General features: G+C 72.3%; 30 protein-coding genes. 17 read left to right on the forward strand and 13 right to left on the reverse strand.

Annotated elements, in window-relative coordinates; translation table 11 throughout:
- Nucleotides 1–42 precede the first annotated feature (42 nt).
- From ACGH48_RS15505 to ACGH48_RS15515, 3 genes are read left to right on the forward strand one after another with little or no spacing between them, the layout of a single operon-like run.
- Nucleotides 43–501 (forward strand): MarR family winged helix-turn-helix transcriptional regulator, encoded by a 459-nt coding sequence (locus tag ACGH48_RS15505; RefSeq protein ID WP_222658499.1) that lies wholly within the window; start codon nucleotides 43–45, stop codon nucleotides 499–501.
- 21 nt (nucleotides 502–522) lie between these two features.
- Complete coding sequence (locus ACGH48_RS15510; RefSeq protein WP_071406102.1) at nucleotides 523–945, forward strand: organic hydroperoxide resistance protein; 423 nt, start codon at nucleotides 523–525, stop codon at nucleotides 943–945.
- Nucleotides 946–969: 24 nt separating this feature from the next.
- A complete protein-coding gene (locus ACGH48_RS15515) occupies nucleotides 970–1,944 on the forward strand; it encodes a zinc-binding dehydrogenase (protein ID WP_111084791.1) in 975 nt (324 codons plus the stop codon).
- Between the two features lie 70 nt (nucleotides 1,945–2,014).
- Here ACGH48_RS15515 and ACGH48_RS15520 read toward each other — a convergent pair whose 3' ends face one another.
- Together ACGH48_RS15520 and ACGH48_RS15525 are read right to left on the reverse strand one after the other, a co-directional pair.
- Nucleotides 2,015–3,472 carry a sugar porter family MFS transporter gene (locus ACGH48_RS15520; RefSeq protein WP_123314274.1) on the reverse strand — a complete coding sequence of 486 codons (1,458 nt, stop codon included), beginning with the start codon at nucleotides 3,470–3,472 and terminating at the stop codon, nucleotides 2,015–2,017.
- Nucleotides 3,473–3,630: 158 nt separating this feature from the next.
- Entirely contained in the window at nucleotides 3,631–4,167 is a 537-nt protein-coding gene (locus ACGH48_RS15525; protein WP_396289239.1) for a hypothetical protein, read from the reverse strand.
- Nucleotides 4,168–4,236: 69 nt separating this feature from the next.
- Between ACGH48_RS15525 and ACGH48_RS15530 the strand changes: the two genes are divergently transcribed.
- On the forward strand, nucleotides 4,237–5,136 hold the full coding sequence (locus tag ACGH48_RS15530) for a LysM domain-containing protein (protein ID WP_396289240.1): 900 nt from the start codon (nucleotides 4,237–4,239) through the stop codon (nucleotides 5,134–5,136).
- Nucleotides 5,137–5,331: 195 nt separating this feature from the next.
- Here ACGH48_RS15530 and pgi read toward each other — a convergent pair whose 3' ends face one another.
- The 4 genes from pgi to ACGH48_RS15550 all read right to left on the reverse strand — a co-directional run bounded on the left by pgi (nucleotide 5,332) and on the right by ACGH48_RS15550 (nucleotide 10,002).
- Nucleotides 5,332–7,053 (reverse strand): glucose-6-phosphate isomerase, encoded by a 1,722-nt coding sequence (gene pgi / locus ACGH48_RS15535; RefSeq protein WP_396289241.1) that lies wholly within the window; start codon nucleotides 7,051–7,053, stop codon nucleotides 5,332–5,334.
- A 167-nt stretch (nucleotides 7,054–7,220) separates the two neighbouring features.
- Nucleotides 7,221–9,461 (reverse strand): heavy metal translocating P-type ATPase, encoded by a 2,241-nt coding sequence (locus ACGH48_RS15540; RefSeq protein ID WP_396289243.1) that lies wholly within the window; start codon nucleotides 9,459–9,461, stop codon nucleotides 7,221–7,223.
- Nucleotides 9,458–9,676 (reverse strand): heavy-metal-associated domain-containing protein, encoded by a 219-nt coding sequence (locus tag ACGH48_RS15545; RefSeq protein ID WP_260233163.1) that lies wholly within the window; start codon nucleotides 9,674–9,676, stop codon nucleotides 9,458–9,460. Before ACGH48_RS15545 ends, ACGH48_RS15540 begins: the two co-directional genes overlap by 4 nt.
- A 35-nt stretch (nucleotides 9,677–9,711) precedes the next feature.
- On the reverse strand, nucleotides 9,712–10,002 hold the full coding sequence (locus ACGH48_RS15550; protein ID WP_111084793.1) for a metal-sensitive transcriptional regulator: 291 nt from the start codon (nucleotides 10,000–10,002) through the stop codon (nucleotides 9,712–9,714).
- 115 nt (nucleotides 10,003–10,117) lie between these two features.
- Between ACGH48_RS15550 and ACGH48_RS15555 the strand changes: the two genes are divergently transcribed.
- The 11 genes from ACGH48_RS15555 (at nucleotide 10,118) to ACGH48_RS15605 (ending at nucleotide 16,327) form a co-directional block, all read left to right on the forward strand.
- Entirely contained in the window at nucleotides 10,118–11,326 is a 1,209-nt protein-coding gene (locus ACGH48_RS15555; RefSeq protein WP_396289244.1) for a helix-turn-helix domain-containing protein, read from the forward strand.
- A 162-nt stretch (nucleotides 11,327–11,488) separates the two neighbouring features.
- Complete coding sequence (locus ACGH48_RS15560) at nucleotides 11,489–11,956, forward strand: Asp23/Gls24 family envelope stress response protein (protein WP_111084754.1); 468 nt, start codon at nucleotides 11,489–11,491, stop codon at nucleotides 11,954–11,956.
- Complete coding sequence (locus tag ACGH48_RS15565; protein ID WP_123291766.1) at nucleotides 11,953–12,144, forward strand: DUF2273 domain-containing protein; 192 nt, start codon at nucleotides 11,953–11,955, stop codon at nucleotides 12,142–12,144. The genes ACGH48_RS15560 and ACGH48_RS15565 overlap by 4 nt, the downstream gene beginning before the upstream one ends.
- The gene (locus ACGH48_RS15570; RefSeq protein WP_123314280.1) at nucleotides 12,141–12,455 is read left to right on the forward strand and encodes a hypothetical protein; all 315 of its coding nucleotides are present in this window, start codon (nucleotides 12,141–12,143) and stop codon (nucleotides 12,453–12,455) included. Before ACGH48_RS15565 ends, ACGH48_RS15570 begins: the two co-directional genes overlap by 4 nt.
- 9 nt (nucleotides 12,456–12,464) lie before the next feature.
- Nucleotides 12,465–13,040, forward strand: a complete 576-nt coding sequence (locus tag ACGH48_RS15575) for a DUF6286 domain-containing protein (RefSeq protein WP_111084757.1) — start codon at nucleotides 12,465–12,467, stop codon at nucleotides 13,038–13,040.
- Nucleotides 13,037–13,600, forward strand: coding sequence for a hypothetical protein (locus ACGH48_RS15580; protein WP_396289245.1), 564 nt, complete (start codon nucleotides 13,037–13,039; stop codon nucleotides 13,598–13,600). Before ACGH48_RS15575 ends, ACGH48_RS15580 begins: the two co-directional genes overlap by 4 nt.
- 98 nt (nucleotides 13,601–13,698) lie before the next feature.
- A complete protein-coding gene (locus tag ACGH48_RS15585; protein WP_123314283.1) occupies nucleotides 13,699–13,872 on the forward strand; it encodes a CsbD family protein in 174 nt (57 codons plus the stop codon).
- Nucleotides 13,873–13,949: 77 nt separating this feature from the next.
- Nucleotides 13,950–15,035: an Asp23/Gls24 family envelope stress response protein gene (locus ACGH48_RS15590; protein ID WP_396289246.1), complete on the forward strand. Its 1,086-nt coding sequence runs from the start codon at nucleotides 13,950–13,952 to the stop codon at nucleotides 15,033–15,035.
- Nucleotides 15,032–15,448: an MFS transporter permease gene (locus ACGH48_RS15595; protein ID WP_123314285.1), complete on the forward strand. Its 417-nt coding sequence runs from the start codon at nucleotides 15,032–15,034 to the stop codon at nucleotides 15,446–15,448. The genes ACGH48_RS15590 and ACGH48_RS15595 overlap by 4 nt, the downstream gene beginning before the upstream one ends.
- Before the next feature lie 38 nt (nucleotides 15,449–15,486).
- Nucleotides 15,487–15,678: a hypothetical protein gene (locus tag ACGH48_RS15600; RefSeq protein WP_123314286.1), complete on the forward strand. Its 192-nt coding sequence runs from the start codon at nucleotides 15,487–15,489 to the stop codon at nucleotides 15,676–15,678.
- A gap of 73 nt (nucleotides 15,679–15,751) precedes the next feature.
- Nucleotides 15,752–16,327, forward strand: a complete 576-nt coding sequence (locus tag ACGH48_RS15605; protein WP_260233164.1) for a gamma-glutamylcyclotransferase family protein — start codon at nucleotides 15,752–15,754, stop codon at nucleotides 16,325–16,327.
- On the opposite strand, the gene ACGH48_RS15610 is transcribed toward ACGH48_RS15605, so the two are convergent.
- The 4 genes from ACGH48_RS15610 to rimK are packed head-to-tail and all read right to left on the reverse strand — an operon-like array spanning nucleotide 16,303 to nucleotide 22,356.
- Nucleotides 16,303–17,310 carry an NAD-dependent epimerase/dehydratase family protein gene (locus ACGH48_RS15610; protein WP_396289248.1) on the reverse strand — a complete coding sequence of 336 codons (1,008 nt, stop codon included), beginning with the start codon at nucleotides 17,308–17,310 and terminating at the stop codon, nucleotides 16,303–16,305. The genes ACGH48_RS15605 and ACGH48_RS15610 overlap by 25 nt on opposite strands.
- Entirely contained in the window at nucleotides 17,307–20,021 is a 2,715-nt protein-coding gene (locus ACGH48_RS15615; protein ID WP_396289250.1) for an alpha/beta fold hydrolase, read from the reverse strand. The genes ACGH48_RS15610 and ACGH48_RS15615 overlap by 4 nt, the downstream gene beginning before the upstream one ends.
- Nucleotides 20,018–21,124: a 3-oxoacyl-ACP synthase III gene (locus ACGH48_RS15620; RefSeq protein ID WP_123314289.1), complete on the reverse strand. Its 1,107-nt coding sequence runs from the start codon at nucleotides 21,122–21,124 to the stop codon at nucleotides 20,018–20,020. Before ACGH48_RS15620 ends, ACGH48_RS15615 begins: the two co-directional genes overlap by 4 nt.
- A 53-nt stretch (nucleotides 21,125–21,177) precedes the next feature.
- Nucleotides 21,178–22,356: a 30S ribosomal protein S6--L-glutamate ligase gene (rimK, locus tag ACGH48_RS15625; protein WP_123314388.1), complete on the reverse strand. Its 1,179-nt coding sequence runs from the start codon at nucleotides 22,354–22,356 to the stop codon at nucleotides 21,178–21,180.
- Between the two features lie 87 nt (nucleotides 22,357–22,443).
- Between rimK and ACGH48_RS15630 the strand changes: the two genes are divergently transcribed.
- Nucleotides 22,444–22,926: a RimK/LysX family protein gene (locus ACGH48_RS15630; protein WP_123314290.1), complete on the forward strand. Its 483-nt coding sequence runs from the start codon at nucleotides 22,444–22,446 to the stop codon at nucleotides 22,924–22,926.
- A 118-nt stretch (nucleotides 22,927–23,044) separates the two neighbouring features.
- Here ACGH48_RS15630 and ACGH48_RS15635 read toward each other — a convergent pair whose 3' ends face one another.
- On the reverse strand, nucleotides 23,045–23,938 hold the full coding sequence (locus ACGH48_RS15635) for an alpha/beta hydrolase (protein WP_396289253.1): 894 nt from the start codon (nucleotides 23,936–23,938) through the stop codon (nucleotides 23,045–23,047).
- 117 nt (nucleotides 23,939–24,055) lie between these two features.
- Nucleotides 24,056–24,616 carry a TetR/AcrR family transcriptional regulator gene (locus ACGH48_RS15640; RefSeq protein ID WP_123314292.1) on the reverse strand — a complete coding sequence of 187 codons (561 nt, stop codon included), beginning with the start codon at nucleotides 24,614–24,616 and terminating at the stop codon, nucleotides 24,056–24,058.
- A gap of 53 nt (nucleotides 24,617–24,669) precedes the next feature.
- On the opposite strand from ACGH48_RS15640, the gene ACGH48_RS15645 reads away from it, so the two are divergent.
- Nucleotides 24,670–25,896: an MFS transporter gene (locus ACGH48_RS15645; protein ID WP_185021506.1), complete on the forward strand. Its 1,227-nt coding sequence runs from the start codon at nucleotides 24,670–24,672 to the stop codon at nucleotides 25,894–25,896.
- On the opposite strand, the gene ACGH48_RS15650 is transcribed toward ACGH48_RS15645, so the two are convergent.
- Nucleotides 25,802–26,140, reverse strand: coding sequence for a YciI family protein (locus ACGH48_RS15650; protein WP_123314294.1), 339 nt, complete (start codon nucleotides 26,138–26,140; stop codon nucleotides 25,802–25,804). The two genes, ACGH48_RS15645 and ACGH48_RS15650, sit on opposite strands and share 95 nt — an antisense overlap.
- Nucleotides 26,141–26,157 lie beyond the last annotated feature (17 nt).

The raw sequence follows: 26,157 nt of genomic DNA on the forward strand, positions 1-26,157 counted from the left end.
CGATGAGTTGTGCACAACCGGGTTGCGTGACAGGCTGATGCCATGCCCGTGACCGACGAGATGGTGTGCTTCTCCCTCTACGCAGCGAGCCGCGCGACCACGCAGGCGTACCGCACGATGCTCGAGCCCTGGGGCCTGACCTACCCGCAGTACCTGGTGCTCGTCACCCTGTGGGTCGAGGGCGACCAGACCGTCTCGAGCCTCGGGGAACACCTGCAGCTCGACTCCGGCACCCTCTCGCCACTGCTCCGTCGCATGGAGCAGAGCGACCTGGTCCGCCGTGAGCGCCGCAGCACCGACGAGCGCGTCGTCACCGTGACCGTGGGTGACCGCGGGCGCGAGCTCCGGTCCGAGCTGAGCGGCATCCCCGCACGCATCGCCGCCGGCATGGGCCTGGCCGACGAGCGGGCCGCCGCCGAACTCATCGCGACCCTGCACCGGCTGACCGAGACGATGCACGCCGCGGCGGACGCCCCCGATCGCGCCGTCACGGACCACTGACCCCACGAAGGAAGGAACACCATGGAAACCCTCTACACCGCCGAGGCCCTGGCCACCGGCGAAGGCCGCAACGGCCACGTCGCCACGAGCGACGGCACGGTCGAGTTCGACCTCGCCATCCCGAAGGAGATGGGTGGCTCCGGCAACGGCGCCAACCCCGAGCAGCTGTTCGCCGCCGGCTACGCCGCCTGCTTCCACTCCGCACTGCAGGGCGTCGCCCGCAGCCAGAAGGTGAAGATCACCGACTCGTCCGTCGGCGGTCGCGTGTCGATCGGCCCGAACGGCAACGGCGGCTACCAGCTCGCCGTCATGCTCGAGGTCGTCATCCCCGGCCTGGAGCACGACCAGGCCCAGGCCCTCGCCGACGCAGCCCACCAGGTCTGCCCGTACTCGAACGCGACCCGCGGCAACATCGACGTCACCATCGTCGTCTCGGAGGACTGACCCATGAGCACCACCCCCACCACCATGCGCGCCGTCGTCCACGAGACCTTCGCCGAGCCCGCCGACGTCCTCGAGGTGCAGGAGCGCCCCGTCCCGACGCCCGGCGCCGGCGAGGTCCTCGTCCGCACGGTCCTCTCCCCCATCCACAACCACGACCTGTGGACCGTCCGCGGCACCTACGGCTTCAAGCCCGAGCTGCCCGCAGCGTCCGGCACCGAGGCGCTCGGTGTCGTCGAGGCCCTGGGCGAGGGCGTCACGAACCTGACGGTCGGCCAGCGCGTCGCCGGCGGCGCCTTCGGCGTCTGGGCCGAGTACTACACCGCGAACGCCGCAGGACTCGTCCCGGTCCCGGACGCGATGTCCGACGAGGCCGCCGCACAGCTCGTCTCGATGCCGTTCAGCGCGATCAGCCTGCTGCACTCGCTCGACCTGCACGAGGGCGACTGGCTGATCCAGAACGCCGCGAACGGCGCGGTCGGCCGCATGGTCGCCCAGCTCGGTGCAGCCCGCGGCATCAACGTCATCGGCCTCGTGCGTCGCGCCGCCGGTGTCGAGGAGCTGCGCGAGCAGGGCATCGAGCGCATCGTCGCCACCGACGCGGACGACTGGAAGGACCAGGTCGCCGCGATCACCGGAGGCGCTCCGATCGTCGCCGGCGTCGAGTCCGTGGGCGGCAAGGCCGCCGGCGACATCGCATCGGTGCTCGGCGAGAACGCCACCCTCGTCGTCTTCGGCGCGATGGCGTCGCCGACGCTCGAGATCCCGTCGGGCAAGGTCATCTTCGGCCAGCTCACCGTGAAGGGCTTCTGGGGCTCCGTCGTCAGCAAGACGATGCCGGCCGAGACGAAGGGGCAGCTCTTCGGTGAGCTCATCACCCGCGTGCTCGACGGCTCGCTGACGCTCCCCGTCGCCGAGACCTTCGCCTTCGAGCAGGTCCGCGACGCCGTCCGCGCCTCGGACACCGCCGGCCGCGTCGGCAAGGTGCTCCTGCGCCCGTGACGCGAGCACAGGACGGACGGGAGGCCCGGTGCCAGCTGGCACCGGGCCTCCCGTCTGTCCGTCGTTGCGTCTAGCGGCGCGACGCCTTGTCGGGGACGGTGAAGATGTTGCCGGTGGTGACGCCCTCTTCCACTTCCTCGAGGGTGCGACCACGGCTCTCCGGCACGAACTTCCAGATGAAGAGCAGCGCGAGCAGACCGACGATGCCGAATCCGAAGAACGTGCCGGTGATGCCGGTCGCCGCGACGATCGTCGGGAAGTACAGCCCGAGGAACGCGTTCGCGATCCAGAGGCAGAACACCGAGATGCCCATGCCGAGCGCGCGGATCTGCGTCGGGAAGATCTCCGACAGCACCACCCACACGGCGATGTTCAGGAAGGTCTGCATCGAGCCGACGAACGCGACGACGAGGAACAGGATCACCCACGGGCGGGCCGGGTTGCCCTCGGGCAGCGCGACCGAGGCGATGCCGATCAGGAAGTGGCAGACCGTCGTGAGCGAGAACCCGATGATCAGGGTCGTCCGGCGGTTGATCTTCTCCATGTTGTACAGCGCGATGACGCCACCGACCACGGCGATCACGCCGGGGGCGATGTTCGCGATGAGCGCCGCCGACGCCTGGAACCCGGACTCGATGAGGACGGTCTGGCCGTAGTACATGATCGAGTTGATGCCGGTGAGCTGCTGGGCCACGCCGAGCCCGGCACCGATGAGCACGATGCGGATGAGCCACTTGTTCCCGCGCAGCGTCTGCCATCCGCTGACGCGATCGGCCTTCGCCTCGAGGTCGTTGCTCCGCTTGATGTCGTCGAGCTCGGCGGTCGCACGCTCCGTGGTCCGGACCTGCTGCAGGACGGACAGCGCTTCGTCGTACCGCCCCTTCGACGCGAGCCAACGCGGCGACTCCGGCACCCGGAGCATGCCGACGAAGAGTGCGATGGCGGGGAGCGCGCAGACGGCGAGCATGACGCGCCAGACACCGTTGCCCTCACCCCAGAGGTTGCCGATGATGGCGTTGACCACGAACGCGGCGAGCTGCCCGATCACGATCATGAGCTCGTTGCGGCCGGACAACGAACCGCGGATCTCGTACGGGGCGAGTTCGGCGAGGAACACCGGGACGACGGTCGATGCACCACCCACCGCGAGGCCGAGGAGCACGCGGCCGACGACGATCACTCCGAACGTCGGGGCGACGACGCAGATGAGCGTGCCGAGGAAGAACGTCACGGCGAGGGCGATGATCGTCTTGCGGCGGCCCCACCCGTCGGCGATGCGGCCGCCGAGCATGGCGCCGATCGCGGCACCGAACAACAGGGAGCTGGTGACGACGCCCTCGGTGAAGTTCGTGAGACCGAGCTCGGCCTTCATCGGGTTCAGGGCACCGTTGATGACACCGGTGTCGTACCCGAAGAGCAGTCCGCCGAACGTGGCGACCAGGGCCAGGACGCCGAGGCGTCGGCGGTGCGGTCCGGTCCCGATCGGGGGCAGTGCGACAGTCGGGGCTGTCGGCTTGATGTCGACCATTCGGTGACTCCTTCGTCGGTGATCGCGCTTCAGTGCGTGCACCGATGGTAACCCGAATCCATGTCCTGTCAATTGGACATTCTGTCGTCAGGACGATTGGATCGGTCCACATAACACCTGATCAGAACGGGAGCGCTCCAACGCACTCCGAGCCCGCGTCAGGACTCGTCGGGCTCCGGGCTGTCCCCCAGCACGTCGCCGAGCGAGGCCATGTCCGCACCGTGGTCCGTGTACCGGCGCACCGTCCGCCGGGCCGCTGCGCTGGCGGCACCGGAGAGCGCCGGGTTGCGTCGCGCGGCATCGGCGACGCGACCCGCGTGCCCCGCGGTCGAGAGCAGGACGTTCGCCAGCGCCCGGGCGTCGCCGCGCTCGGGCACCCCGGTCACGGTCCACGCCGTGCGCACCTGGGCGTCGGGCGTCACACCGCGTCGCGTGCCCATCCGGTGCCAGTCGGACAGCACGCCCTCGGTCCGGGAGGCCGCACGGTCGGCCTCGGCCGCACGCCGGCGTGCGGCGTCGCGCGCGTCGGACTCGCCACTCGTGCCCTCGACCGTGTCGTACCGGTCGGTGAGGCCGTCGGCTCGGCGGCGGACGCTGGCGGCCCGTTCGCGCGCGGCACCGTCGTCACCGCCTTCCTCGGCGATGCGGGCGGCGTGCGCGGCGGCAGCCGCGGCGAGGATCTCCGAACGCTCCATGGCCTCGACCGTAGCCGCTCCGACCGACACCGAGCTGCCACCGGGTTAGCATCGACCTGAGGGGGAATCATGAACCGGATCGGCGCCATCGCTGTCGTCCTGGCCGCGACGGTGGCGGTGTCGGGGTGCTCCCTGCTGCGCGGGCCGGATCCCCTGCCGGCCCCCTCGACGCCGTCGGCGACCACGACCCCGAGCGACACCCCGTCCGCGACACCCGACGGCGAGTCCGCATCCGACCTGCTCGAGGCCTCGGCGAACCCGCGCACGCCGACCCCCGAGCCGACCGAGTCCGCCGCGCCCGCACCGACACTCACGCCGATCCCGGCGGGCACCGTCCTCGCGCAGGGCGACGTCGCATCGCCGAAGGGCAGCATCCACTTCCACTTCCGGGTGATCGCGAACGGCGACGACACCTTCACGGCGCAGTACTCCGGCTTCACCTCGACGCTGCCGGTGCCGGTCGGCGTCGGGCTGTTCGACCTGCCGCGAGCGGTCGGCGACGGCCTGACCTACCCCGGCGTCGGCGACCGGGTCCTCGGCGGGCCGACCAGCGCTGCGACCGCGGTGGACGTCCCGCTGAGCGGCTCCGGGGTCGACCCGTCGCACCTCGGCACCCTCGTCGTGTCCTCGGCGGCGACACCGGGACAGGACGTCCCCGTGGAGATCGCGGCCGGCAAGGTCCTCGCGGTGTCGACCGTGCGGTGGTCGGTGCCCGCACGGCAGACGAACGTGCACCCGAAGGACACCGGAACCCGTGCGAACGCGGCCGGGGCCGTCGCGGGGACGACCGCCGCCGGGGCTCCGGCGGCGTACACCGTCGCACCGGACGACCTCATCGGTGACGTCGCCGCGCGGTTCGGCATCACCGTCCGGGACCTCGTGTGGCTGAACGAGGGCGTGCAGGTCTTCGGCCAGGACCAGCACCTGTACGAGGGCACGACGCTCAACCTCGACCCGCTCGGCCGCTGACCGCTGGCCGCTGACCGCTGACCGCTGACCGCGAAAGCGACACTTCTCCGATGAACATCGGCGCACATCTGTCGCTTTCGCAGGCCTGACGACAACCCAGGGCACGCAGCTGTCGCTTCGACAGCACGCACGAGACGGACGGGAGGCCCGTGGCGGATCCGCCACGGGCCTCCCGTCTCGCAGGTGGGTGCGTCGCTACTTGCGCAGCTCCAGGTACTTCGCGATGAGCGCCTTGGTCGAGGCGTCCTGCGCGTCGAGCGCGGCCTGGTCGCCCTCGACGGCCGGCGTGACCTGCAGCGCCAGCTGCTTGCCGAGCTCGACGCCCCACTGGTCGAACGAGTCGATGCCCCAGATGGTGCCCTCGGTGAACACGATGTGCTCGTAGAGCGCGATGAGCTGGCCGAGCACGCTCGGGGAGAGCTCCGGCGCCAGGATCGACGTCGTCGGCTTGTTGCCCGGGAACGTGCGCGCCGCGACGATGCCCTCATCGGTGGTGCCCTCGGCGCGGACCTCGTCGGCGCTCTTGCCGAACGCCAGCGCCTTCGTCTGCGCGAAGAAGTTCGCCAGGAACAGCGTGTGCACGTCGGTGCCGGGCGCGACGCCCTTGCCGTCACCGGTCTCGTCCTTGAGCGGACGAGCCGGGTTCGCGACCGTGATGAAGTCGGCCGGGATCAGGCGGGTGCCCTGGTGGATGAGCTGGTAGAACGCATGCTGGCCGTTCGTGCCGGGCTCGCCCCAGAAGACCTCGCCGGTCTCGGTGGTGACGGGCGAGCCGTCCCAGCGGACGCGCTTGCCGTTCGACTCCATGGTGAGCTGCTGCAGGTACGCGGCGAAGCGGTGCAGGTACTGCGTGTACGGCAGGACCGCGTGGCTCTGGGCGCCGAGGAAGTTCGTGTACCAGACGTTGAGCAGGCCCATCAGGACGGGGACGTTCTGCTCGAGCGGCGTGGTGCGGACGTGCTCGTCGATGGCGTGGAACCCGGCGAGGAACTGCTCCCAGTTCTCCTGACCGATCGCGACGATGACGCTCGTGCCGATGGCCGAGTCGACCGAGTAGCGGCCGCCCACCCAGTCCCAGAACCCGAAGGCGTTCTCGGGGTCGATGCCGAAGGCCTCCACCTTGTCGAGGGCGGTGGAGACGGCGACGAAGTGCTTGGCGACGGCGTTCTTCTTCTCGTCGTCGGCGGCGTCGGTCAGGCCGAGCTCCTCCCACAGCCACTGGCGGGCGAGACGGGCGTTCGTCAGGGTCTCGAGCGTGCCGAAGGTCTTCGACGCGACGATGAACAGCGTGGTCTCGGGGTCGAGGTCCGCGGTCTTCTCGTAGATGTCCGCCGGGTCGATGTTCGACACGAAGCGGGCTTCGAGGCCGGGCTGGACGTAGGGCTTGAGCGCCTCGTAGACCATGACCGGGCCGAGGTCCGATCCGCCGATGCCGATGTTGACGACGGTCTCGATGCGCTTGCCGGTGACACCGGTCCACGAGCCGTCGCGCACCTGCGACGCGAAGCCGTAGACCTTGTCCAGCGTGGCGTGCACGTCGGCGTCGACGTCCTGGCCGTCGACGGTCAGCGGGGCCGCCGGGACGAGGCCCTCGGTCGCCTTCGGACGGCGGAGCGCGGTGTGCAGGACGGCGCGGTCCTCGGTGACGTTGATGTGCTCACCGGCGATCATCGCCTGGAAGCGCTCGGCGACGCCGGTGTCCTTCGCCACCTGCAGCAGGGCGGCGAGGATCTCGTCGGTGACGAGGCCCTTCGACAGGTCCACGGTCAGGTCGGCTGCCTGGAACGTGTACTGCTCGGCACGGCCGGGGTCGCTGTCGAACCACCCGCGCAGGTCAGGGGTGAAGTCGGCGGCGATGCCGTCGAGCTTCTTCCAGCCTTCGGTCGATGTGGGGTCGACGGGAGCGGATTCGGTCACTTCGGTCCTCCTGGGATCACGTTCGAGACGTACAGCCCGCAGGTCACCGCACCAGTGCGTCGCGGACCGTCTTCGAGCGTAGTGCCGTCGGCACCGTGGTGCGCACCGCCGGACGGGAGGCGCGGGCTGCGTTCGCTGCGCGCGTCACGTCCGACGGCTGGTCGGCCTCAGGGCCGGGGTGCGAAACGACGCAGCCGCAGGCTGTTCGTCACGACGAAGACGGACGAGAACGCCATGGCGGCGCCGGCGAGCACCGGGTTGAGCAGCCCCGCCATCGCGAGCGGGATCGCCGCCACGTTGTACGCGAACGCCCAGAACAGGTTGCCCTTGATGATGCCGAGCGTGGCCCGCGACAGCCGGACGGCGTCGGCGACGACGGTGAGCCGACCGCTCACGACCGTGATGTCGCTGGCCGCGATCGCCGCGTCGGTGCCGGCGCCCATCGCGATGCCGAGGTGGGCCGCGGCGAGCGCCGCGGCGTCGTTGACACCGTCACCGACCATGGCGACGCTCCGTCCCTGGGCCTGCATGCCCCGGACGGTGTCGAGCTTGCCGGCCGGGGTCGCACGGGCGTGCACCTCGTCGATGCCGACCTGCGCGGCGACGGCTCGGGCTGCTCCGTCGTTGTCGCCGGTGAGCAGGACGGGGTGGAGGCCGAGGGCCACGAACCGCGCGACGGCGTCGGCCGCCTCGGGCTTCACGGTGTCACCGACGACCACGACGCCCAGCACGCTGCCGTTCCGGGCCACGACGACCGCGGTCCCGCCGTCGGTCTCGGCGGCGGTGATCGCCGCGTTCACCGCATCGGGGACGGGGATCGCCCACGACGAGGTCAGCCAGCGGGTACCGCCGACGAGGACGACGTCGCCGTCCACGACGGCCTGCACGCCGGCGCCGGGGGTCGACTCGAACTGCTCGGCGGTCGGTACGTCGAGGTGCCGGGCCACTGCCGCACGGACGACCGCACGGGCCACGGGGTGCTCGGACCCGTGTTCGACGGCCGCGGCGAGGCGGAGCACGACGTCCTCGTCGAGGGCGGCGTCGGCGCAGGTCACCGCGCGCATGGTCATCTCGCCGGTGGTGACGGTGCCGGTCTTGTCGAGCACGATCGTGTCGACGCCACGGGTCTGCTCGAGCACCTGCGGGCCGCCGATCAGGATGCCGAGCTGCGATCCACGGCCGGTGCCGACGAGCAGCGCGGTCGGCGTCGCGAGCCCGAGGGCGCACGGGCAGGCGATGATGAGCGTGGCGACGGCTGCGGTGAACGCCGCCGTGACCGAACCGCCGAGCACGAGCCAACCGACGAACGCCAGCACGGCGAGCGCGATGACGATCGGCACGAAGACGCCGGACACCCGGTCGGCCAGGCGTTGCACGTCGGCCTTGCCGGTCTGCGCGTCCTCGATGAGCCGCCCCATCCGGGCGAGTTCGGTGTCGGCGCCGACGCGGGTGACCTCGACCACGAGCCGGCCGCCGACGTTGATCGTCGCACCGGTCACCCGGTCGCCCGGTCCGACCTCGACGGGGACGGACTCGCCGGTGACCATGCTGCGGTCGACGGCCGACGACCCGTCCTGCACGAGGCCGTCGCTCGGGATCCGCTCCCCCGGCCGCACGACGACGACGTCCCCGACGACGAGGGCCGGCGCCGGGACGCGCCGCTCGACGCCGTCCCGCAGCACCGCGGCCTCCTTCGCGCCGAGTTCGAGCAGGGCGCGGAGGGCTGCTCCGGACTGCCGCTTGGCGCGGGCCTCCATGTACCGGCCGGCCAGGATGAACACCGTCACGGCCGCGGCGACCTCGAGGTACAGGTCGGTCGCCTCGGGGTCGGTCGCGATCCACGAGAAGGTCATGTGCATGCCGGTCGTGCCGGCGTCGCCGAAGAAGAGGGCGTACAGGGACCAGCCGAAGGCCGCGAGCACGCCCACGCTCACCAGGGTGTCCATGGTCGCCGCGCCGTGCCGGGCGTTCACCCAGGCCGCACGGTGGAACGGGAGCGCGCCCCACACCGCGACGGGGGCAGCCAGCGTCAGGGCGAGCCACTGCCAGTTCGGGAACTGCAGGACCGGCACCATGGAGAGCACGACGACCGGGACGGCGAGGACCGCGGACACGAGGAGTCGACGGCGCAGCGCGGCAGCCGGGTCGTCGGCGTCGGTGTCCGCGTCGGCCGTGGTGTCGGCCGGCGGGGTGGGCACGGTCGCGCCGTACCCGGCGGACTCGACGGCGGCGATGAGGGTCGCGGGGTCGGCGGTGCCGTCGGCCGCGACCTGCACCTGCGCCTTCTCGGTGGCGTAGTTGACGGTGGCGGTGACCCCGGGCAGCTTGCCCAGCTTCCGTTCGATGCGGTTCGCGCACGAGGCGCAGGTCATGCCCGTGATGTCGAGTTCGACGATGCCCTCCGTCACGACGGCACGACCTCGTACCCCGCCTCGGCGACCGCGCCGCGGAGCGCCTCGGGGTCGACGGGTGCGTCCGAGGTGACGGTCACCGACGAGGCACCGCCGGGGACGAGCGCCACGGCGACGTCGGACACCCCCTCGAGTCCGGTGAGTTCCTCGGTCACGCTCATCACGCAGTGTTCGCAGGTCATGCCCTCGACGAGCAGCAGTTCGGTGGTCACGGTGTCTCCTCCTGTGGTTCCGGTGGGGGCGGGGGTCACGAGCGCACGAGCCGGGCGATGGCCTGGCTCGCTTCGCGGACCTTCTCGTCCGCGGCGTCGCCGCCCTCGGCGACGGCCTCGGCGACGCAGTGCTTGAGGTGGTCCTCGAGCAGCGAGAGCGCCACGCGTTCGAGCGCCCGGTTCGCCGCCGAGATCTGGGTGAGGACGTCGATGCAGTACGTCTCGTCCTCGACCATCCGGGCGATGCCGCGCACCTGCCCCTCGGCGCGACGGAGCCGCTTGAGCAGGTCGTCCTTGTCGCCGATGTACCCGACGTGTTCGTGCATGGTGGCCTCCACGGTCCTCAATACGGTACCCCCCTAGGGTATTCCCTCCGAGCGACGGGCGGTGCGCGAACGCGGGTATTCACCTCGGCCCGCGGTCGGTGTCATGATTTCGACCATGACCGATCCGACGACGAACGGCTTCCGCAAGCTGCGGTTCGCCGACGGCGACGGCTCGGACTACTCCGACATCTTCGAGGCGGAGTACCACGGGTCCGGATTCGCCTCCGAGACGTACGCGACGGACGACGCCCGCTACGAGTACACCGTGGTCGGCGACGACGACCTCACGCTGCGGACCATGCGCGCCGAGGGCGGTCGCCGCGGCGGGGTCATCGGGGCGCGGGAGGACCACGTGGTCTTCTGGCTCACCAAGGGTCGGCTCGAGATGCACTTCCCCGACCGCACGCGGGTGGTCGAGCCGGGCAGCCCCTACATCGCCAGCGCGTCCGAGGCGTACCGCTTCGAGTCGGACGGCACGGTCTACAACGGGGTGCACATCGCGGACTCGTTCCTGCGGACCGTCGGGCGCGACCTCGGCTACCGGCTGCCGGACGGCCCACTGCTGTTCGACCAGCAGGACGAGGTCATCGCCCGCCGCGAACCGCTGCGCCACCTGATCGGGGAGCTCGGCCCGGCACTCGTCGACGACCGCGTGGTCGGACCGATGCGGACCGCGCTGAACCGCCGGCTGGCGATCGTCGTGCTCGACACCTTCCCGATCCGCAACCGCGGCGACGACGTCCCCGTCGCCAACCGCCTGCGCGACGCCATCCGGTACGTCGAACGGCACGCGGCCGAGCGTCCGGCGGTGTCGGAGATCGCCGCGGCGTGCGGGCTCAGCCAGCGCGGCCTGCAGGACGTGTTCGCCCGCACCCTGGACTCGACGCCGCACCGGTTCCTGCGCGAGCACCGGCTCGACCGGGTCCGGAGCGAGCTCCTGCGTGCCGGCGACGACCGCTCCCCCAGCGCGGACGGTGTCGCCCTGGTCGCACGCAAGTGGGGCTTCACGAACCCTGGTCGGTTCGCCACCGCCTACCGCGAGCGGTTCGGCGAGGACCCCGCCGCCACCCGCCGCGCCTCACTGTCCGCACGACCCGACAGCGGCCGGTCCTCGTGGCGCGTCCGCCGTGCCGTCTCCTTCATCGAGCAGCACGCCACCGAGGACCTCTCCCTGCAGGAGATCGCCGACGCCGCCGGAGTCCTGCCGCGACGGCTGCAGCAGCTCTTCCGAGCCGAGCGAGGCGAGTCCCCGATGACGTGCGCCCGGGCGATCCGCGCCGCTGCAGAACGCAACGCGGCGGACGGAACGCGCGAAACCGCCTGAGTGGACGACCAGGGGGTACAGCCACATCCCCGTGTTTCCGCGGATCCCTGGAATTCTCCCGGATCCGGAAAGTCATGTGTGACGAATCTCTGGTGCAGCCCGTCTCATCCGTGAACAGCAACCGCTGGGAACGCCCGGCGGGTCAATCGGAAGGAACGAACCATGGCTGACTCCATCACCACCACCCCGGCCACCACCGCAGCGGCCCGGACCACCTCGCACGCCGGCTCGAACAGCGGCGTCACCGGCAAGACCGTCATCGACGACACCGTCGTGTCGAAGGTCGCCGGCATCGCGGCCCGCGAGGTCAACGGCGTGCACTCCCTCGGTGGCGGCGCCGCCCGTGCGATCGGTGCGCTCCGCGACGCGATCGGCCAGCGCGACTTCGGTCAGGGCGTCAAGGTCGAGGTCGGCGAGAAGCAGGTCGCCGCGGACATCGTCATCGTCGCCGAGTACCCGGTGTCGCTCCAGCAGGTCGCCGACGGCGTCCGCAGCAGCGTCGCCCGTGCCCTCGAGCAGATCGTCGGCATGGAGGTCGCCGAGGTCAACGTCACCGTCCAGGACGTCTTCATCCCGGGCGACGACGACGACAACGACAACGACGAGAAGAAGGAAGCGCGAGTCGCATGAGCAACACACTGATCGGTGCCCTCATCGGGGCCGTCCTCGCAGTCGTCGCACTGCAGTTCGGGTTCTGGGGCTTCGTCCTGGTCATCGTCTTCGGTGCGATCGGCGCCCTCGTGGCCGCCCTCGCCACCGGCAAGATCGACCGCGGCGCCCTGACCGACGTGCTCACCGGGCGCCGGAGCTCCCGGTGAACGCCGGCCCGGTCGTCCCGGGCCGCGTCGAGATCACCGCTCGTGCACTGACCTCGCTGGCGCGGGCCGTCGCAGCCGAACGGCTCGGCGCCCCCGCCAAGCGGGTCAGGGTCGGTCTCGGCGACGCGTCCGGTGCGATGTCCCTCGACGTCACCGGCCCGATCGCCGCGGGCGACGACCTCGTCGCCCGCTCGGCCCGGGTCGCCGACGAGGTCAAGAGCCGCGTGAGCGAACTCACCGGCCGACGCGTCGGCAGTGCCCACATCGAACTCACCGGGATCGTGCGCGAGCGCGAGTCCCGAACCCGCTAGGAGACCATCATGAGCAACGGTTCCGTCGAACGACGCATCCGTCGTCGGAGCGTGCACCGCTCCCGCTCGACCGCAGTCGCCGTGGCGCTGGTGGTCCTGGCACTGGTCGCCGCGTGGATCGGCACGGAGTCGGTCCTGCGGGCGATCGGGCGGCCCCCGCTCCTCGCCGACCCGCAGACCGCCGTCGACGCCGCACTGCAGCCCGACGCCGCCTTCGTCACGATCGCCGAGGTCATCGCCGTCGTGCTCGTGGTCCTCGGCATCGTGCTGATCGTCCTGGCCCTCAAGCCGGGTCGTCAGCACCGCTCGGTCGTCCAGCACGACCGTGGCGCAGTCGTCATCGACACCCGCATCGTCGCCTCGACCGCGGCCAACGCGGCCGGGACGGCAGCGGGGGTCCCTGAGGGCAACGCCTCGGCAACCGCGCGCGGTCGCCGCACCGACGTCCGGATCGTGCCGGTCACCGGCATCCCGGTCGACGAGCAGGCCGTGCAGGCGGCCGTCCGCGACCGCCTCAGTGGTCTCGACGAACGCTTCGGCCAGAACATCCGCGTCCGCATCGACGAGAAGGGGACCCTCGCATGACCAAGAGCAACCGGACCATGAACCGGATCATCCTCTTCGTCCTCGGCCTCGTCGCCGTCGTCGTCGGTCTGACCATCGGCGCGGGTGTGCTGCCCGCCGTGCAGGACGCGATCAAGCCCTACGTCGACCTGCCGAGCAACCTGGACGTCCCCGCGTCCTCGCTCTGGATCGTCGCCGTCGTCTGCGCCGTCGTGATCGTGCTCGCCCTCGTCTGGGTGTTCACCCGCGGAGGGGGCGGCACGTCCGTCGCCGTCCGCGAACGCTCGGGTGAGGACGCCGTCACGGTGAACGTCGCCCTCGTCCGCGACGTCGTCGAGCACGAGCTCGCCGGTGTCCGCGACGTCGTCGGCTCCCGCGTCGACACCTACCTGGTGCGCAAGCAGCGTGCCGCTCGCATCCGCGTCGCGGTCCGCCGCGGCGGAGACGCCGTCTCGGTGCTCGACGCCGTCGACCGCGCCGTCGCGGTCCTCGACCGCACGCTCGGTCGCCAGGTGCCCGTCCTGGTCCACCTCACCGGTGGAACCCGTTCGGCGCGCGCGAAGTCGACCCGCGTCCACTGACACCCGTCAGCCGGACGCGACCCCGGGCCTCCCGGCCCAGCGAAGACCCACGCAACACCCACCACCGGGCGCACGCCCGACCGATGAAAGGACCCGTCATGGGACTCGACGACAAGATCAAGAACGCTGCACAGGACCTCGCCGGCAAGGCGAAGGAGGCCGTGGGCAAGGCCACGAACGACGACTCCAAGGTCGCCGAGGGCCAGAAGGACCAGGCCTCCGCGAGCGTCAAGCAGACCGGCGAGGACGTCAAGGACGTCTTCAAGAAGTAGGACGCCCGATGCGTGTCGGGGCACTCGCGACGTCGAGTGCCCCGATGCGTCCCCGCGGACCCGAACGAGGAGGAACCATGCAGCACGACCCCCATGCGCACACGCAGGTCACCGAGGTGGCCCTGCCCGCAGAACTGACGGAGCCGCTGCCCGACGACGCGACCCCCGCGATGCTGATCGCGCGGACCGCGGCGGAGACGGCGCTCGGTGTGCCCGGCGTGCACCACCTCGGCGGGACCGTCTCCCGAGCCGCCGACGAACTGCGGAAGCGGCTCGGCCGCTCCGCCGGGACCGCCGGCGTCCAGGTCGACGACGAGGACGGCACCTTCGCGGTGCACGTCTCCGTGATCGTCACCTACCCGCGGAACGTCCGCGAGGTCGCCGACGAGGTGCGCCGACAGGTGACCGCCGCCGCCGGTCAGGTCTCGACCGAGCCGACGACGGTGGACGTCCGCGTCCTCGACGTGCACGGACCGTTCGACGACGAACCCTCGCCCGTCGAGCGTGCCGCCACTGCCGTCGGCGACGCGGTGCAGGACGCCGCGAAGGCGACCCGCGACACCACCAAGCGCGTGGCATCCGCGACCGTCGACGCCACGAAGCAGGCGGCGGACGCCACCGCCGAGGCGACGAAGCGCGCCGCGGACGCCACGGCCGACGTGACGAAGCAGGCTGCGGAGGCCACCGCGGACGCGACCAAGCGTGCAGCCGACGCGACGGTCGACACCGCTCGACGCGCAGCCGACGCCACCGCGGACACGACGAAGCGTGCCGCTGCCGCGAGCGCCGACGCCACGAAGCGTGCCGCCGACGCGACCGCGGACGCAGCGGAGCGGGCCGTCGACGCGACGACCGACACGGCTGGCCGTGTGCACGACGCCGCGTCGGACGCACTCGACCGGGCGTCGGAGGGCGCCCGGGACGCCGCGGACACCGCCCGCGACGCAGCCGACCGCGCACGGACGGCCGCTGCGGCAGACGACACCGCTGCGACCTCCGACCCGGCCGGTGAGACCGCCGCCGACGCAGCGGTGCGTGCCGCCGACTCCGCCGAGGACGCCGCACAGGACGCTGCCGACGCTGCGGCCGACGCCAGCGATGCAGCGCGGGCAGCCGCCCGCGACGCCGACCAGCCGACGACGCCGGCCGCGGACCGCCCGTGACCACCGCCTGGTCCGGCGGTCGTCGGCCCCGCGACCGACGGCCCCGGCCACGCGGCGTGTGGATCGCGGGTGGCATCGGCGTGGTCCTGGTCGCCGGGGTCCTGCTCGGGGCGTTCCTGCCCCTGGTCGGCTTCCTCGGCGGCGTCACGGCCACCACCGCGGGCCTCGTCCCGTTCCCGTTCCTGCGGGTGACGGTCGTCGCGGTCCTCGGGCTGGTCGTCGTGCTGGCGCTCTTCGCGCTGGCGCTCACCCGACGGCACACCACCACGGCGACGATCGCCGTCGTGCTCGCCGTGCTGGTGAGCATCGCCGTCACGATCGTCCCCGTGGTCCTGGTGGCCGTCGGCTCAGCCGACCGTGCCGGCGACGTGTGGCCCATCGTCACCGAGCTCTGGCAACGCTTCACCGGCTGAACCGCCGGCACCTGCACCACCGACCAAGGAGTCCCACCATGCGCAACCGCATCATCGTCATCGGCCTGATCGTCCTCGTCGGGTTCTGGTTCGGCTCGCGCGCGAACCGTCCGGTGATCAAGACGTCCAAGGGCGAGACCGTCCGCAAGGCGTGGAACGACCCGCACGCCCGCAAGGCCCGCAAGAAGCTGGGCAAGAAGATCGCCAAGGCCGCCAAGCGGCACAGCTGACGACCGGGAGGCCCGGATCGCCTGCGCCGATCGGCGCGCGTGATCCGGGCCTCGCGTCCGCTACCCTCGCGACGTGAAGCGTCTCTCCCCCGGCCAGCGCTGGGTCATCGGTCTCGGCGCGTTCGCGCTCGTCTGTCTCGTCGTCGGCATCATCGCGATCGCCGTCGGCGCCGGTTGGGGGATCCTCCTCGTCGTCGTCGGGCTGCTCCACCTCGGACTGACCGGGGTCGCGGGCGCGCTCGTCTGGACCTCGACCCCGACGATCGCTCCCCGGCCCATCAGGCGCCCGACGCCGCGTCCGGGTGAGACGCACCGGGTGTTCTCGTACGGCACACTGCGGCAGCCGCTCGTGCAGGAGTCACTGTTCGGCGACCACGTGCCCACCACCCCGGACACGCTGCCCGGCTGGCGACTCGACTGGGTGGCGATCACCGACCCCGAGGTCGTCCGGACCAGCGGTTCGGACCTGCACCCGATCCTCCGCCGCGGCACCGCGGACGACGTCGTCGAGGGGTCGACCCTGACCCTCGGCTACGAGTGGCAGCTCCGCGCGGTCGACGGCTACGAGGTCGCGGACTACCAGCGCATCCGGGTCGAGCTCACCTCGGGCCTGTCGGCCTGGGTCTACGTGGCGGCCGACGAGGTCTGAGCCGCCGCCGAGACTCGGGCCGCGTCCGCCAGGCGCGCGAGGCCCTCGGCGATCGACACCGAGGGCGCCCACTGCAGGTCGGCACGGGTGCGGCGCTGGTCGAACCAGTGCGCCGTCGAGAGCTGCTCGGCGAGGAACCGGGTCATCGGCGGCTCGTCCTGCCCCGGACGCACCCGCCACACGGCCTCGACCAGGGACCCCGCAACCCGTGCGACCGCTGCCGGCACGTGCCACCGCGGTGCTGCGACGCCCGAGGCCGTACAGATCCCGGCGAGCAGGTCCGCGACGGGCCGGGGCTCGCCGTTCGTCACGACGTAGGCGTTGCCGTGCACGTCGTCGTCCGCCGCGTGCTCGAGCGCAGCGACCATGGCCGAGGCGGCGTTGTCGACGTAGAGGGTGTCGATCAGGGCGGCCCCGGAGTCGAGCAGCGGGAGCCGTCCGGCCCGTGCTCGCTCGACGATGCGGCCGATCAGCTGCGTGTCCCCCGGCCCCCACACCAGGTGCGGCCGGACGGCGACGACGGCGAACCCTGGGGCATCGGCGTCGAGCGCGAGCAGTTCGGCCGCGGCCTTCGTGCGGGCGTAGTCGCCACGCGCGTGCTGCGGCTCGGCGACGCCCGCTCCGGCGCCGACCAGCGACGACCCGGTGTGCGCGACCGACGGCGACGACACGAACACGAACCGCCGGGCGCCGGCACGGCGTGCGGCGTCGACGAGCGCTCGGGTTCCGTCGACGTTCACGCGAGCGAAGTCGGCAGGGTCACCGGCCAGGGAGACCTTGGCGGCGAGGTGCACGACGGCGTCGACCCCCTCGACCGCACGTGCCACCGCAGCGTGGTCGGTCATCGTGCCGGCGACGTCCTGCACGCCCGCGACCCCCGAGGGCCGCCGCTGGAACGTGCGGACCTCGTGCCCGGCGTCGCGCACGGCTGCGGCGGTGGCCTGCCCGAGGAACCCGCTGGCCCCGGTCACCAGGACCTTCACGGCCGCGTCATCCGTCCACCGGACAGCACCGCGGTCGCCCAGCGGGACAGCCGGGTGCGGTCGACCTTCGAGTTGTGCCGGATGTCGGTCGGCAGCACCGGCACGGTCAGCACGGCGGCGATGGGGACCCCGGCAGCGGCCCGGACCGACGCGGCCAACGCCGGCGACGCCAGGGCGGGCCGACGGGCACGTCGTCCGTTCGTGGTCTCGACCACCGCGACGACCTGCTGCGTTCCGCGCGGGCCGATCCCCGCGACGCCGGCACGACCGACCCCGGGTACGCCCTCGATGCGCTGCTCCGGTCCGACCGGGGTGACGACGCCGTCGGGGGTGGTGAGCACGTGCTGCATCCGCCCCTCGACCCAGAGGCGCCCGGAGGCGTCCAGGTGTCCGACGTCGCCGGTGCGGTGGCCGCGCGGGTCCTCGACGCCGAGTCGCGCGACCCGGTTCGTCCGCCACAGCCGGTCGTAGTGGTCGCGCACGTGCGGTGCTGCGACGACGATCTCGCCGGTGACGCCCGCCGTGTCGGTCAGCGCCCCGGTCGCGGCACCCGAGGCGTCGAGCGGCGCGATCCGCACCAGGACGTTCGCCGCCGGAGCGCCGACGCAGATGCCCTCGTCGTCCGAGGCCGCAGCGGAACGAACGCCGTCCAGGTCGACGTCGGTCATGAGCAGTCCCTCGGTCATGCCGTAGGGGGTGTGCGCGCTCGCGTTCGGCATCAGCTCCGTCGCCGCGGTGAGCAGCGCGGCGGACACCGGGGCACCCGCCGACAGGAACAGCCGGACGCGTGCGAGCGCTGCACGGTCGGCACCGTCCAGCGCCGACGCCGTCGCCACGACGTTCGCCAGTGCCGCTGGTGACAGGAACACCACGGTCGCGTCCGCCGCGGCCACCGAGGCCGCCACGGCACGGGCCGTCAGGGTGCGGGGCGCGGTGACGTCCATGTCCGGAGCCACCGACCGCGCCCCGAGGGCGGGACCGAGCAGGGCGAAGGGCGCGAAGCCCGCGACGAGCCCGGTGCCGACACCGATGTCGTACTGGGTCGCCAGGACGTCGCGGACGGCTCCGAGCTGTCCGTGCGTGTACACGACACCCTTCGCCGGACCGGTCGACCCGGAGGTGAACAGGATCGCTGCCGGAGCGTCGGACGTCGGCACCGTGGGCAGCGACGTCCCGTGGGCGAGTCGACGGGCGCCGCGCCGGGCGACGTCGACCAGCGTGTGCTCCACGCGCAGGGCGCGCCGAGCGGGGGCGGGCAGCGGGACCGTCGCGATGCGCCGACCCGGCCAGCCGAGCGCACGGGCGGCTCCGAGTCCGGGCAGCGCGCCGATGATCCAGTCGGGCCGGGCCCCGCGCACCGCACGGGTCAGGCCGCGCAGACCGAGCCCGGCATCCGCCACGACCACGACCGCGCCGATCCGCACGCAGGCGTACAGGACGGCGGTCAGGTCGGCTCCGGGGGTGACGAGGAGCGAGACACGGTCGCCGCTCCGGACACCGAGGTCGTCCAGCCCGGCGGCGATCTCGTCCACCCGACGTGCGAGCAGGCGCCACGTGATCGTGCGGGGCCCGCCGGCAGCGGCCATCTCGACCAGCGCGGGTTCGTCGCTGTCGCGCAGGTCCTCGAGCGCGGCGCCGAGCGGGCGGCTCACGTCCGCGCGCTGGTCGGGAGCGGACGGGAGGCCCGGGGTGGCGTCGTCGGGGACGCTCCCGCCCGGCAGGCGGTCGCCGATCCAGTCGAACACCGCGCCCGCCACGTCGGCGTCGTCCGGCAGCAGGTGGCCGGCGCCCTCGAAGCGGTGCACGTCGGCGTGCGGCAGCCGCTCGGACAGGTCGTCGAGGTAGCGCTCCAGGAAGACGGGGTCGCGCGGGCCCCAGAGCAGCAGCGCCGGCACGTCGAGCGCCGCCACACCCGCAGCGATGCGGTCGAGCTCCGGCGCACTCCGGTGCCGGGCGTCGACGGGGATGTCCGCGACGAAGCCCCCGATGCCGCCGCGTCGGGCGGCACCGCGGTAGGGCGCACGGTAGCCGTCGGCCACGGCACGCTCGAGCTTCGGGTGCGCGATGCCGAGCGTCGTCTCGAGGAACGCCGGCGTCACGACGGTCGCTCGGCCGAGCAGCCCCGGGCCCAGGGCGAGCCGCAGCGGCGCGGGGATCGGGGCGTCGTCGGGCTGGTGCACGGCGGTGTTGCACGTCATGACGGCGGCCAGGACGTCGGGGTGGTCGACCGCCCACCCGAGCGACACCACGCCGCCCCAGTCGTGGCCGAGGGTGACGACCGGGCCGGTCAGTCCGAGTTCGTCGGTCAGGGCACCGAGGTCCGCGACGCGCTGCGGCAGCCCCCGTTCCACGCCGGTGCGCTCCGAGAAGCCCATGTCGAGCTGGTCGACGGCGACCACGCGCCACGCCGGGCCACCGGCGCGGGCGACCTCGAGCGAGGTGCGGAGCACCGACCGCCACAGGTACGACCACGTCGGGTTGCCGTGCACGCACAGGATGGTGCCGACCGGCTCCACGCCGAGCGCGGCCAGGGACCCGGCCGTGTCGAGGAGGTGCCAGGTGCGCGCGGCGCGATCCGTTCCTCCCGTCCGATCCCCGGACCACGCGGGAACCGTCACCAGGCGCGACCACGCCGGGTCGAGACCGGGCAGGGAGGGCGGCTGCGTCGCCGGAGCCGTGCTCGCGGCGACGCGGGGAAGCCGGGACCTCACCAGTGCAGTTCCATCATCGCCGTGTTGATGCCGGAGCCGACCCCGCCCAGGAACACGCGGTCGCCGCGGCGGATGCCGCCGGACTCGACCTCGTCGGCCAGGGTGATCGGGATCGACGCCGGACCGACGTTGCCGAAACGCTGGTAGGTGGTGGGGACCTTGTCGCGCGGGATGCCGATGGCCTCGACGAACGCGTTGGTGTGCACGTCGGAGACCTGGTGCAGGACGTAGCGGTCCATGTTCGCCCAGTCGAAGTGGGCGCGGGCCTCGGTCCACGCGGCGACGACGAGCTCCATGCCGCCCTTGAGCAGCATCTTGGCGTCGGTGAACATGCCGTCCACGCTGCCGACGCACAGGTCGTACCACTGGGTCGCCGCGCGGGTGACGCCGCCGACGATCCGGTGACCCTCGGGGTGCAGGTCCGCCGGGCCGAGCACGGCGGCCGCGGCGCCGGACCCGAGGGTCAGGCTGGCGAACTCGCTCATGAAGTCCTTGCGGTTCCGGCCGCCCTGGTTCAGACGGTCGATGGTGTTGAGCTGCACCTGGTCGGCGTCCTCGCCGTCGACGACGAGCGCGTACTTGATCTGACCGGAGTCGATCATGCCCGCCGCGACGCTCATGGCGTTGACGAAGCCCAGGCACGCGTTCGCGATGTCGAAGTTGATCGCCGACGACGGCAGGCCGAGCCCGTGGTGCAGGCGCACGGCGACCGACGGCTCGAGGTGCGGACGGGTCACCGAGGTGTTGATGAGCAGCCCGATCTCATCGGGACGCACACCCGCCTCGGCCATCGCACGACGTCCGGCGTCGATGGCGGCGTCCTGGAAGGTCTGGCCCTCGCCCCAGTTGCGACGCTCGATCACACCGGCGACGCGCTCGAGCAGGCCCATCGGCAGACGGAGTCGACGGAGCACGCCGCGGAGCCGGGCCTCGATGTCAGCAGAGGTCGTCACGCGTTCGGCGGTGGTCGTCGCCACGGACAGCAGCGAGACGTTGTGGTGCTTCGCCGTGGCGTTGCCGGGCTGCTCGGGTTCACTGCTCGCCGCCCGCTGCCCGTTCGCTGCCTGGTCGACCGGCCGTTCCGTCATGATCGTCACCGACACATACTTCCTCATTTCGCCTGTGTGTGCAGTCCGGCTCGGCTGGACGCGCGGTGTCAGGCGTCCTTCGGGAGCTTCCGGATCGTGCTCCGACGGCGTCGACGGTCCGGCACCATCGAGCGCATCTCCTCGAGCTTGCCGAAGCAGAGCAGCCGGTCACTTGCCTGCAGCGTCACGCCACTGCGCGGGTTCGGGATGACGGTCGCGCCCCGGTGCAGGGTCAGGACGGTGATGTCCCGGTCCCACAGCCCGGACTCCTTGATCGTCTTCCCGACCAGGTCGGCGTTGGTGTGCACGAGCAGCTCGGCGACGCCGTAGCCCGTCGAGACGCTGAGCCGCTGGCGCACGTCGATCTCCGGGAAGGCGACCTGGTTGCCGATGAAGTCGATGATCGCGCCGGCGACGTCGAGGCCCGTCGCACGCTCGACGCCCTCGAGCCCCGGTGACGAGTTGACCTCCATCACCAGTGGGCCGTCGTTGCCCTCGAGCATGTCGACGCCGGCGACCTTGAGGCCCATGATCTGCGCCGACCGGACAGCCACCGCTTCGTACTCGGGCGACAGCGTGACCTTCTCGACCGTGCCGCCGCGGTGCACGTTGGACCGGAACTCGTCCCCCGACGCCGTCCTGCGCATCGCGGCCACGACCCGGTCGCCGACGACGAGCGCGCGGATGTCGCGGCCACGGCTCTCCGAGATGAACGACTGGATCAGGACGTTCTGCTTCGTCGAGTGCAGGGTCTCGACGATGGACTCGGCGACCTTCTCCTCCGGGGCCAGGATCACCCCGATGCCCTGCGTGCCCTCGAGCAGCTTGATGACGACCGGAGCGCCGCCGACCCGCTCGATCGCGCCGCGGACGTCGGCCCGGCTGTTCACGAACGTCGTCGCGGGCATGCCGATGTGGTGCCGGGACAGGATCTGGTTCGCCCGGAGCTTGTCCCGTGAGTTCGTGATGCCCGTCGCGGTGTTCGGCGTGTAGACGTCCATCTGCTCGAACTGCCGCACGACCGCGGTGCCGTAGTAGGTGATCGAGTTGCCGATCCGGGGCAGGACGGCGTCGTAGTCGGACAGGAGCTTGCCACGGTAGAGCAGGTCCGGGTCCTCGCCGGACAGGTCGATCGCGAAGCGCAGGGTGTTCAGCACCTTGACCTCGTGACCGCGGTCCAGCGCTGCCGCACGGAGGCGTTGGGTGGAGTACGCCTGCGGGGCGCGCGACAGGATGGCGAGTTTCATCGAGGGGTTCTCCGCGGGGTCGGATCGACGGCGACGGTCCATCAAAGCACGCGGACACTGCCGTCGGGCGTACGACAAGATGGGGCCATGGCGCGTGCTCCGAAGTCCCCCGACGGCGGGCTCGTCGTCGCCGGCTGGCGCGAGTGGGCCGGCCTGCCGGACCTCGGGCTGCCGTGGATCAAGGTCAAGCTCGACACCGGTGCGCGGAGCTCGGCGCTGCACGCCTTCGACCTCGAGGAACTGCCCGGCGACCGGGTGCGGTTCTCGGTGCACCCCTGGCAGGACACCGATGCCGACGCCGTCACGATCGAGTGCGCCGTGCACGACCGGCGCGTCATCCGCAGCTCGACCGGGCACACCCAGGAACGCATCGTCGTGCTCACCACGATCACCCTGGCGGGGCGCGCCGTCGAGTCCGAGGTCACCCTGAGCAACCGTGACCAGATGGGGTTCCGGATGCTCGTCGGACGAGAGGCCCTGCGACAGGGGTTCCTCGTCGACCCTGCGAGGTCCTTCATGGCCGGTCGGGCTCCGAAGGAGATCCGGCGCCGGAACCGCGGGCGCGCCTGAGCGCTCCTCGTCACGTTCCGCGTGCCGTGGTCGCGACCGGTCGACGGACGGGAGGCCCGGTGCGGGGCCGCCACGGGCCTCCCGTCCGTCTCGACGCGCGTCCAGGGCGCGACTCGGGTCAGCGACCGAGGTGGCGCGCGAGGAACGCGAGCTGCTGCGGCGCGAGGCGCCGCCAGTAGCCGTGGGTGTGCGCGCCGGGTTCGAAGCCCCCCGCCGGTGGCGCGTCGAACCCGTCGACGTAGGTGTGGACCGCCGGCGCGAATCCGTCGCCGTTGCCGCAGTCGACGCGCACCGCGACCCCGTCGAGCGCGCGCTGCCGACCGAGGACGGTGTTCTCGCGGAAGTCGGCCGCGTCGTCGAAGGCGCCGCGCGCGGTGTCCGCTGCTGACGTCCAGAGTGCGGGGCTGATCGCCGACACCGCGCGGACGCGGGATGCACCGAGCACCCCGCCGAGCCGGAGGGCACCGAACCCGCCCATCGAGTACCCGGTCAGCGCGAGCCGGTCGGTGTCGAACCCGCGCCGTGCGATCCGGGGCAGGAACTCGTCGACGACCATCGCTGCAGGGTCGTCCCCGTCCGAGCGGTGGTGCCAGTACCGGTTGCCGCCGTCGATCGAGGCGATCGCGAAGGGTGCCCCACCGTCCGCGATGTGCGCCGCGAGGAACCGGTCCCAGCCGAGCTCCCGCCCGAAGAACGACGCGTGGTCGTCGCCGTAGCCGTGCAGCGCGACGGCGACGGGCAACGGGGTGTCCGACGCCGGGGCGGCGATGGTCCAGCCGACCGTGCGCCCGTTCCTGGACGCCGACACGAAGGTGCCGGAGACCGAGGGGACCGGGTCGACGTCGGGGATCGTGCCGTCGGCACCGTTCAGCCCGAGCACGCGGTACATCGTCGACCGACCCGGGAGCAGGTCGAGGTTGACCGCCTCTGCGGTTGCACCAGCGGCGACGACGCCGATGCCACCGATCAGCAGCGACCGCCGGGTGATCGTCGACGCACGCGAACGGGTCATCCGAGGGGCACCGTTCCGTCAGAGGTCACGCGCTGCATCACGAGGGTCGAGGAGGGTCGCTGCACACCGGGCAGGGTACCGAGCGTGGTGTCGGAGAAACCCGGGGCCGACGAGCGGTCAGGCGGCTTCGACGAGCGCTGCGGCGACCGCGCGCGCCGTGGCCGTGCCGACCGACGGGTCGCGCAGGCGCATCGCGAGGTACCCCGAGACGACGAGCAGCAGTTGGTCGGCGAGGGCACCGGCACGATCGCCGACGACGGGCGCGGCCCGCGCGGTGAGCCGGGTGCGGAGCGCGCCGGTCTCGCGGTCGAGCACCGCGTGCACCTCGGCAGGGGCGTCCGCGTACTCGGCAGCGGTCCCGAGGAAGGCGCACCAGCGTGAGCCGGCGGCGGTGGTCCGGTAGTCGTCGAGTGCGTCGAACACCGCGAGCAGGCGGCCTCGGTCGTCCGGAGCGGCCTCGACCGCACGGTCCCACGTCGCGAGCCAGTCGTCGTGCCGGCGCTCGAGTGCTGCAGCGACCAGGGCTTCCTTGCTCGCGTACCCGCGGTAGAGCGTGGCGCTCGAGATCCCGGCGCGGTCGAGCACGGCGTCGATCGGGGTCGCAGCGATGCCCTGCGTGAAGAAGAGCTCCTCGGCCGCGTCGAGCAGCTTCTGCTCGGTTCCTGGACGCATCGCCATGGAAGCACCCTAGGCTCTCAAAAGTGAAACGATCGTTTTCGTTACGACAGTGGGTGTTCCTCGGGAGTGGGGTGGCCCTGATCGCCGCGACGTACGGGCTCGTCCGCCTGGCGTTCGGTCTCTTCCTGCCCGACGTCGAACGTGACCTCGGGCTGCGTCCGGACGCCGCCGGGTGGGTCTCTTCGGGCGCCTCGGCGATGTACTGCGTCGGCGCGGTGGTCGGGTTCCTGGTCGCCGCACGGGTCCCCCGAGTGCTCGTCACCGCGGCGTCCGGGTTCGCCGGGGTCGGCGCACTCGCGATGGCGACGGCACCGGGGCCGTGGATCTTCGGGATCGCCGCGGTGCTCGCCTCGACCGGAGCCGGGCTCGCGTCACCGGCCCTCGTGCAGCTCGTGTCGCGCACGGTGCCGGAGTCCGTGCAGGGAACGGCGCAGGCGGTCGTCAACTCGGGGACCGGCCCGGGGCTGGTCGCCGCCGGCGTGCTCGCGCTCGTGCTGCTGCCGGACTGGCGGACGGCCTGGGCGTGGTCCGGGGTGTTCGCCCTCGTCGTCGGCGTCGTGCTGGTGCTCGTGTCGCGCGGGAGCGGGTCCGGCGCCGACCGGGCCACCGCACCGGGGACGGCGTGGCTCGCGGCGCACCGTCGGGTCCTGACGCTCGCACTGCTCTTCGGCGCCGGGTCGGCGGTCGTGTGGACGTACGGTCGGTCGGCGCTGGTCGACGCCGGCGCGCCGGCCGTGGTGTCCGTGTCGGCGTGGATTGCGCTCGGCGTCGGCGGCGCCGCGGTCGCCGTGACGGCACGGTGGACGAGCGGACTCCGCGCGCGGGTGCTCTGGGCGGTGACCGCAGGCGCCGTGGCGGTGGCCGTCGTCGCACTCGGGCTCGCGCCGCAGGCCACGGCGGTGGCGATGCTGGCCTGCGCGGTGTTCGGCTGGGGCTACACGGCCGCGACCGGGGCGTTGATCGCTTGGACGACCGAACTCGACGCTGCGCGGTCGTCGGCGGGGACGTCGATGCTCTTCGTCGCACTCGTGCTCGGGCAGGCCGTCGGAGCGGCGGCGTCGGGCGCGCTCGTCGGTGTGTCGGGCTACGCGGCGACGTTCGTGGTCGGTGCGGTCGTCACCGCGGCGAGCGCCGTACCCGCCGTGGTCGGCAGGCGCGGAGACCCTCCGCACGGTGACGCCGCCGTCACAGGAGTGGACGCAGCTCGATCTTCCGGTTGCACGCCTGCGACGCCTCGTGCGCCACACGGAGCGCCGTCTCGGCATCCGGCAGCTCCATGACCCAGAACCCCGCGACGAACTCGGAGCTGTCGGCCACCAGCCCTGGCGTGGTGTCCGAGCCACCGCCACGGGCGTCGACGACGATGCCGTCGGCGGGGGCGGACACCCCGGCGGCGAACACGACGGCGTCCCCCAGGCGTTCGTTCAGGACATCGACCGCGGTGGCCTCGGCCTGGGTGGCGGACTCCGTCCGACCGGCAGCGTCGGCCTGCCCGTCGTCGATGACGTTGACGAGGAACTGCATGACGTCTCCCCTGCTCG

Origin of the sequence: Curtobacterium pomorum (assembly GCF_044497295.1) — a bacterium.
In the GTDB taxonomy this organism is placed as follows: Bacteria; Actinomycetota; Actinomycetes; order Actinomycetales; family Microbacteriaceae; genus Curtobacterium.

Excerpts from the sequence above, each read along its gene's own strand:
- ACGH48_RS15505 (WP_222658499.1), top strand. The coding sequence starts at position 43 with ATGCCCGTGACCGACGAGATGGTGTGCTTCTCCCTCTACGCAGCGAGC.
- ACGH48_RS15510 (WP_071406102.1), top strand. The coding sequence starts at position 523 with ATGGAAACCCTCTACACCGCCGAGGCCCTGGCCACCGGCGAAGGCCGC.
- ACGH48_RS15515 (WP_111084791.1), top strand. The coding sequence starts at position 970 with ATGCGCGCCGTCGTCCACGAGACCTTCGCCGAGCCCGCCGACGTCCTC.
- ACGH48_RS15520 (WP_123314274.1), bottom strand. The coding sequence starts at position 3,472 with ATGGTCGACATCAAGCCGACAGCCCCGACTGTCGCACTGCCCCCGATC.
- ACGH48_RS15525 (WP_396289239.1), bottom strand. The coding sequence starts at position 4,167 with ATGGAGCGTTCGGAGATCCTCGCCGCGGCTGCCGCCGCGCACGCCGCC.
- ACGH48_RS15530 (WP_396289240.1), top strand. The coding sequence starts at position 4,237 with ATGAACCGGATCGGCGCCATCGCTGTCGTCCTGGCCGCGACGGTGGCG.
- ACGH48_RS15550 (WP_111084793.1), bottom strand. The coding sequence starts at position 10,002 with ATGCACGAACACGTCGGGTACATCGGCGACAAGGACGACCTGCTCAAG.
- ACGH48_RS15555 (WP_396289244.1), top strand. The coding sequence starts at position 10,118 with ATGACCGATCCGACGACGAACGGCTTCCGCAAGCTGCGGTTCGCCGAC.
- ACGH48_RS15560 (WP_111084754.1), top strand. The coding sequence starts at position 11,489 with ATGGCTGACTCCATCACCACCACCCCGGCCACCACCGCAGCGGCCCGG.
- ACGH48_RS15565 (WP_123291766.1), top strand. The coding sequence starts at position 11,953 with ATGAGCAACACACTGATCGGTGCCCTCATCGGGGCCGTCCTCGCAGTC.
- ACGH48_RS15575 (WP_111084757.1), top strand. The coding sequence starts at position 12,465 with ATGAGCAACGGTTCCGTCGAACGACGCATCCGTCGTCGGAGCGTGCAC.
- ACGH48_RS15580 (WP_396289245.1), top strand. The coding sequence starts at position 13,037 with ATGACCAAGAGCAACCGGACCATGAACCGGATCATCCTCTTCGTCCTC.
- ACGH48_RS15585 (WP_123314283.1), top strand. The coding sequence starts at position 13,699 with ATGGGACTCGACGACAAGATCAAGAACGCTGCACAGGACCTCGCCGGC.
- ACGH48_RS15590 (WP_396289246.1), top strand. The coding sequence starts at position 13,950 with ATGCAGCACGACCCCCATGCGCACACGCAGGTCACCGAGGTGGCCCTG.
- ACGH48_RS15600 (WP_123314286.1), top strand. The coding sequence starts at position 15,487 with ATGCGCAACCGCATCATCGTCATCGGCCTGATCGTCCTCGTCGGGTTC.
- rimK (WP_123314388.1), bottom strand. The coding sequence starts at position 22,356 with ATGAAACTCGCCATCCTGTCGCGCGCCCCGCAGGCGTACTCCACCCAA.
- ACGH48_RS15630 (WP_123314290.1), top strand. The coding sequence starts at position 22,444 with ATGGCGCGTGCTCCGAAGTCCCCCGACGGCGGGCTCGTCGTCGCCGGC.
- ACGH48_RS15635 (WP_396289253.1), bottom strand. The coding sequence starts at position 23,938 with ATGACCCGTTCGCGTGCGTCGACGATCACCCGGCGGTCGCTGCTGATC.
- ACGH48_RS15640 (WP_123314292.1), bottom strand. The coding sequence starts at position 24,616 with ATGGCGATGCGTCCAGGAACCGAGCAGAAGCTGCTCGACGCGGCCGAG.
- ACGH48_RS15650 (WP_123314294.1), bottom strand. The coding sequence starts at position 26,140 with ATGCAGTTCCTCGTCAACGTCATCGACGACGGGCAGGCCGACGCTGCC.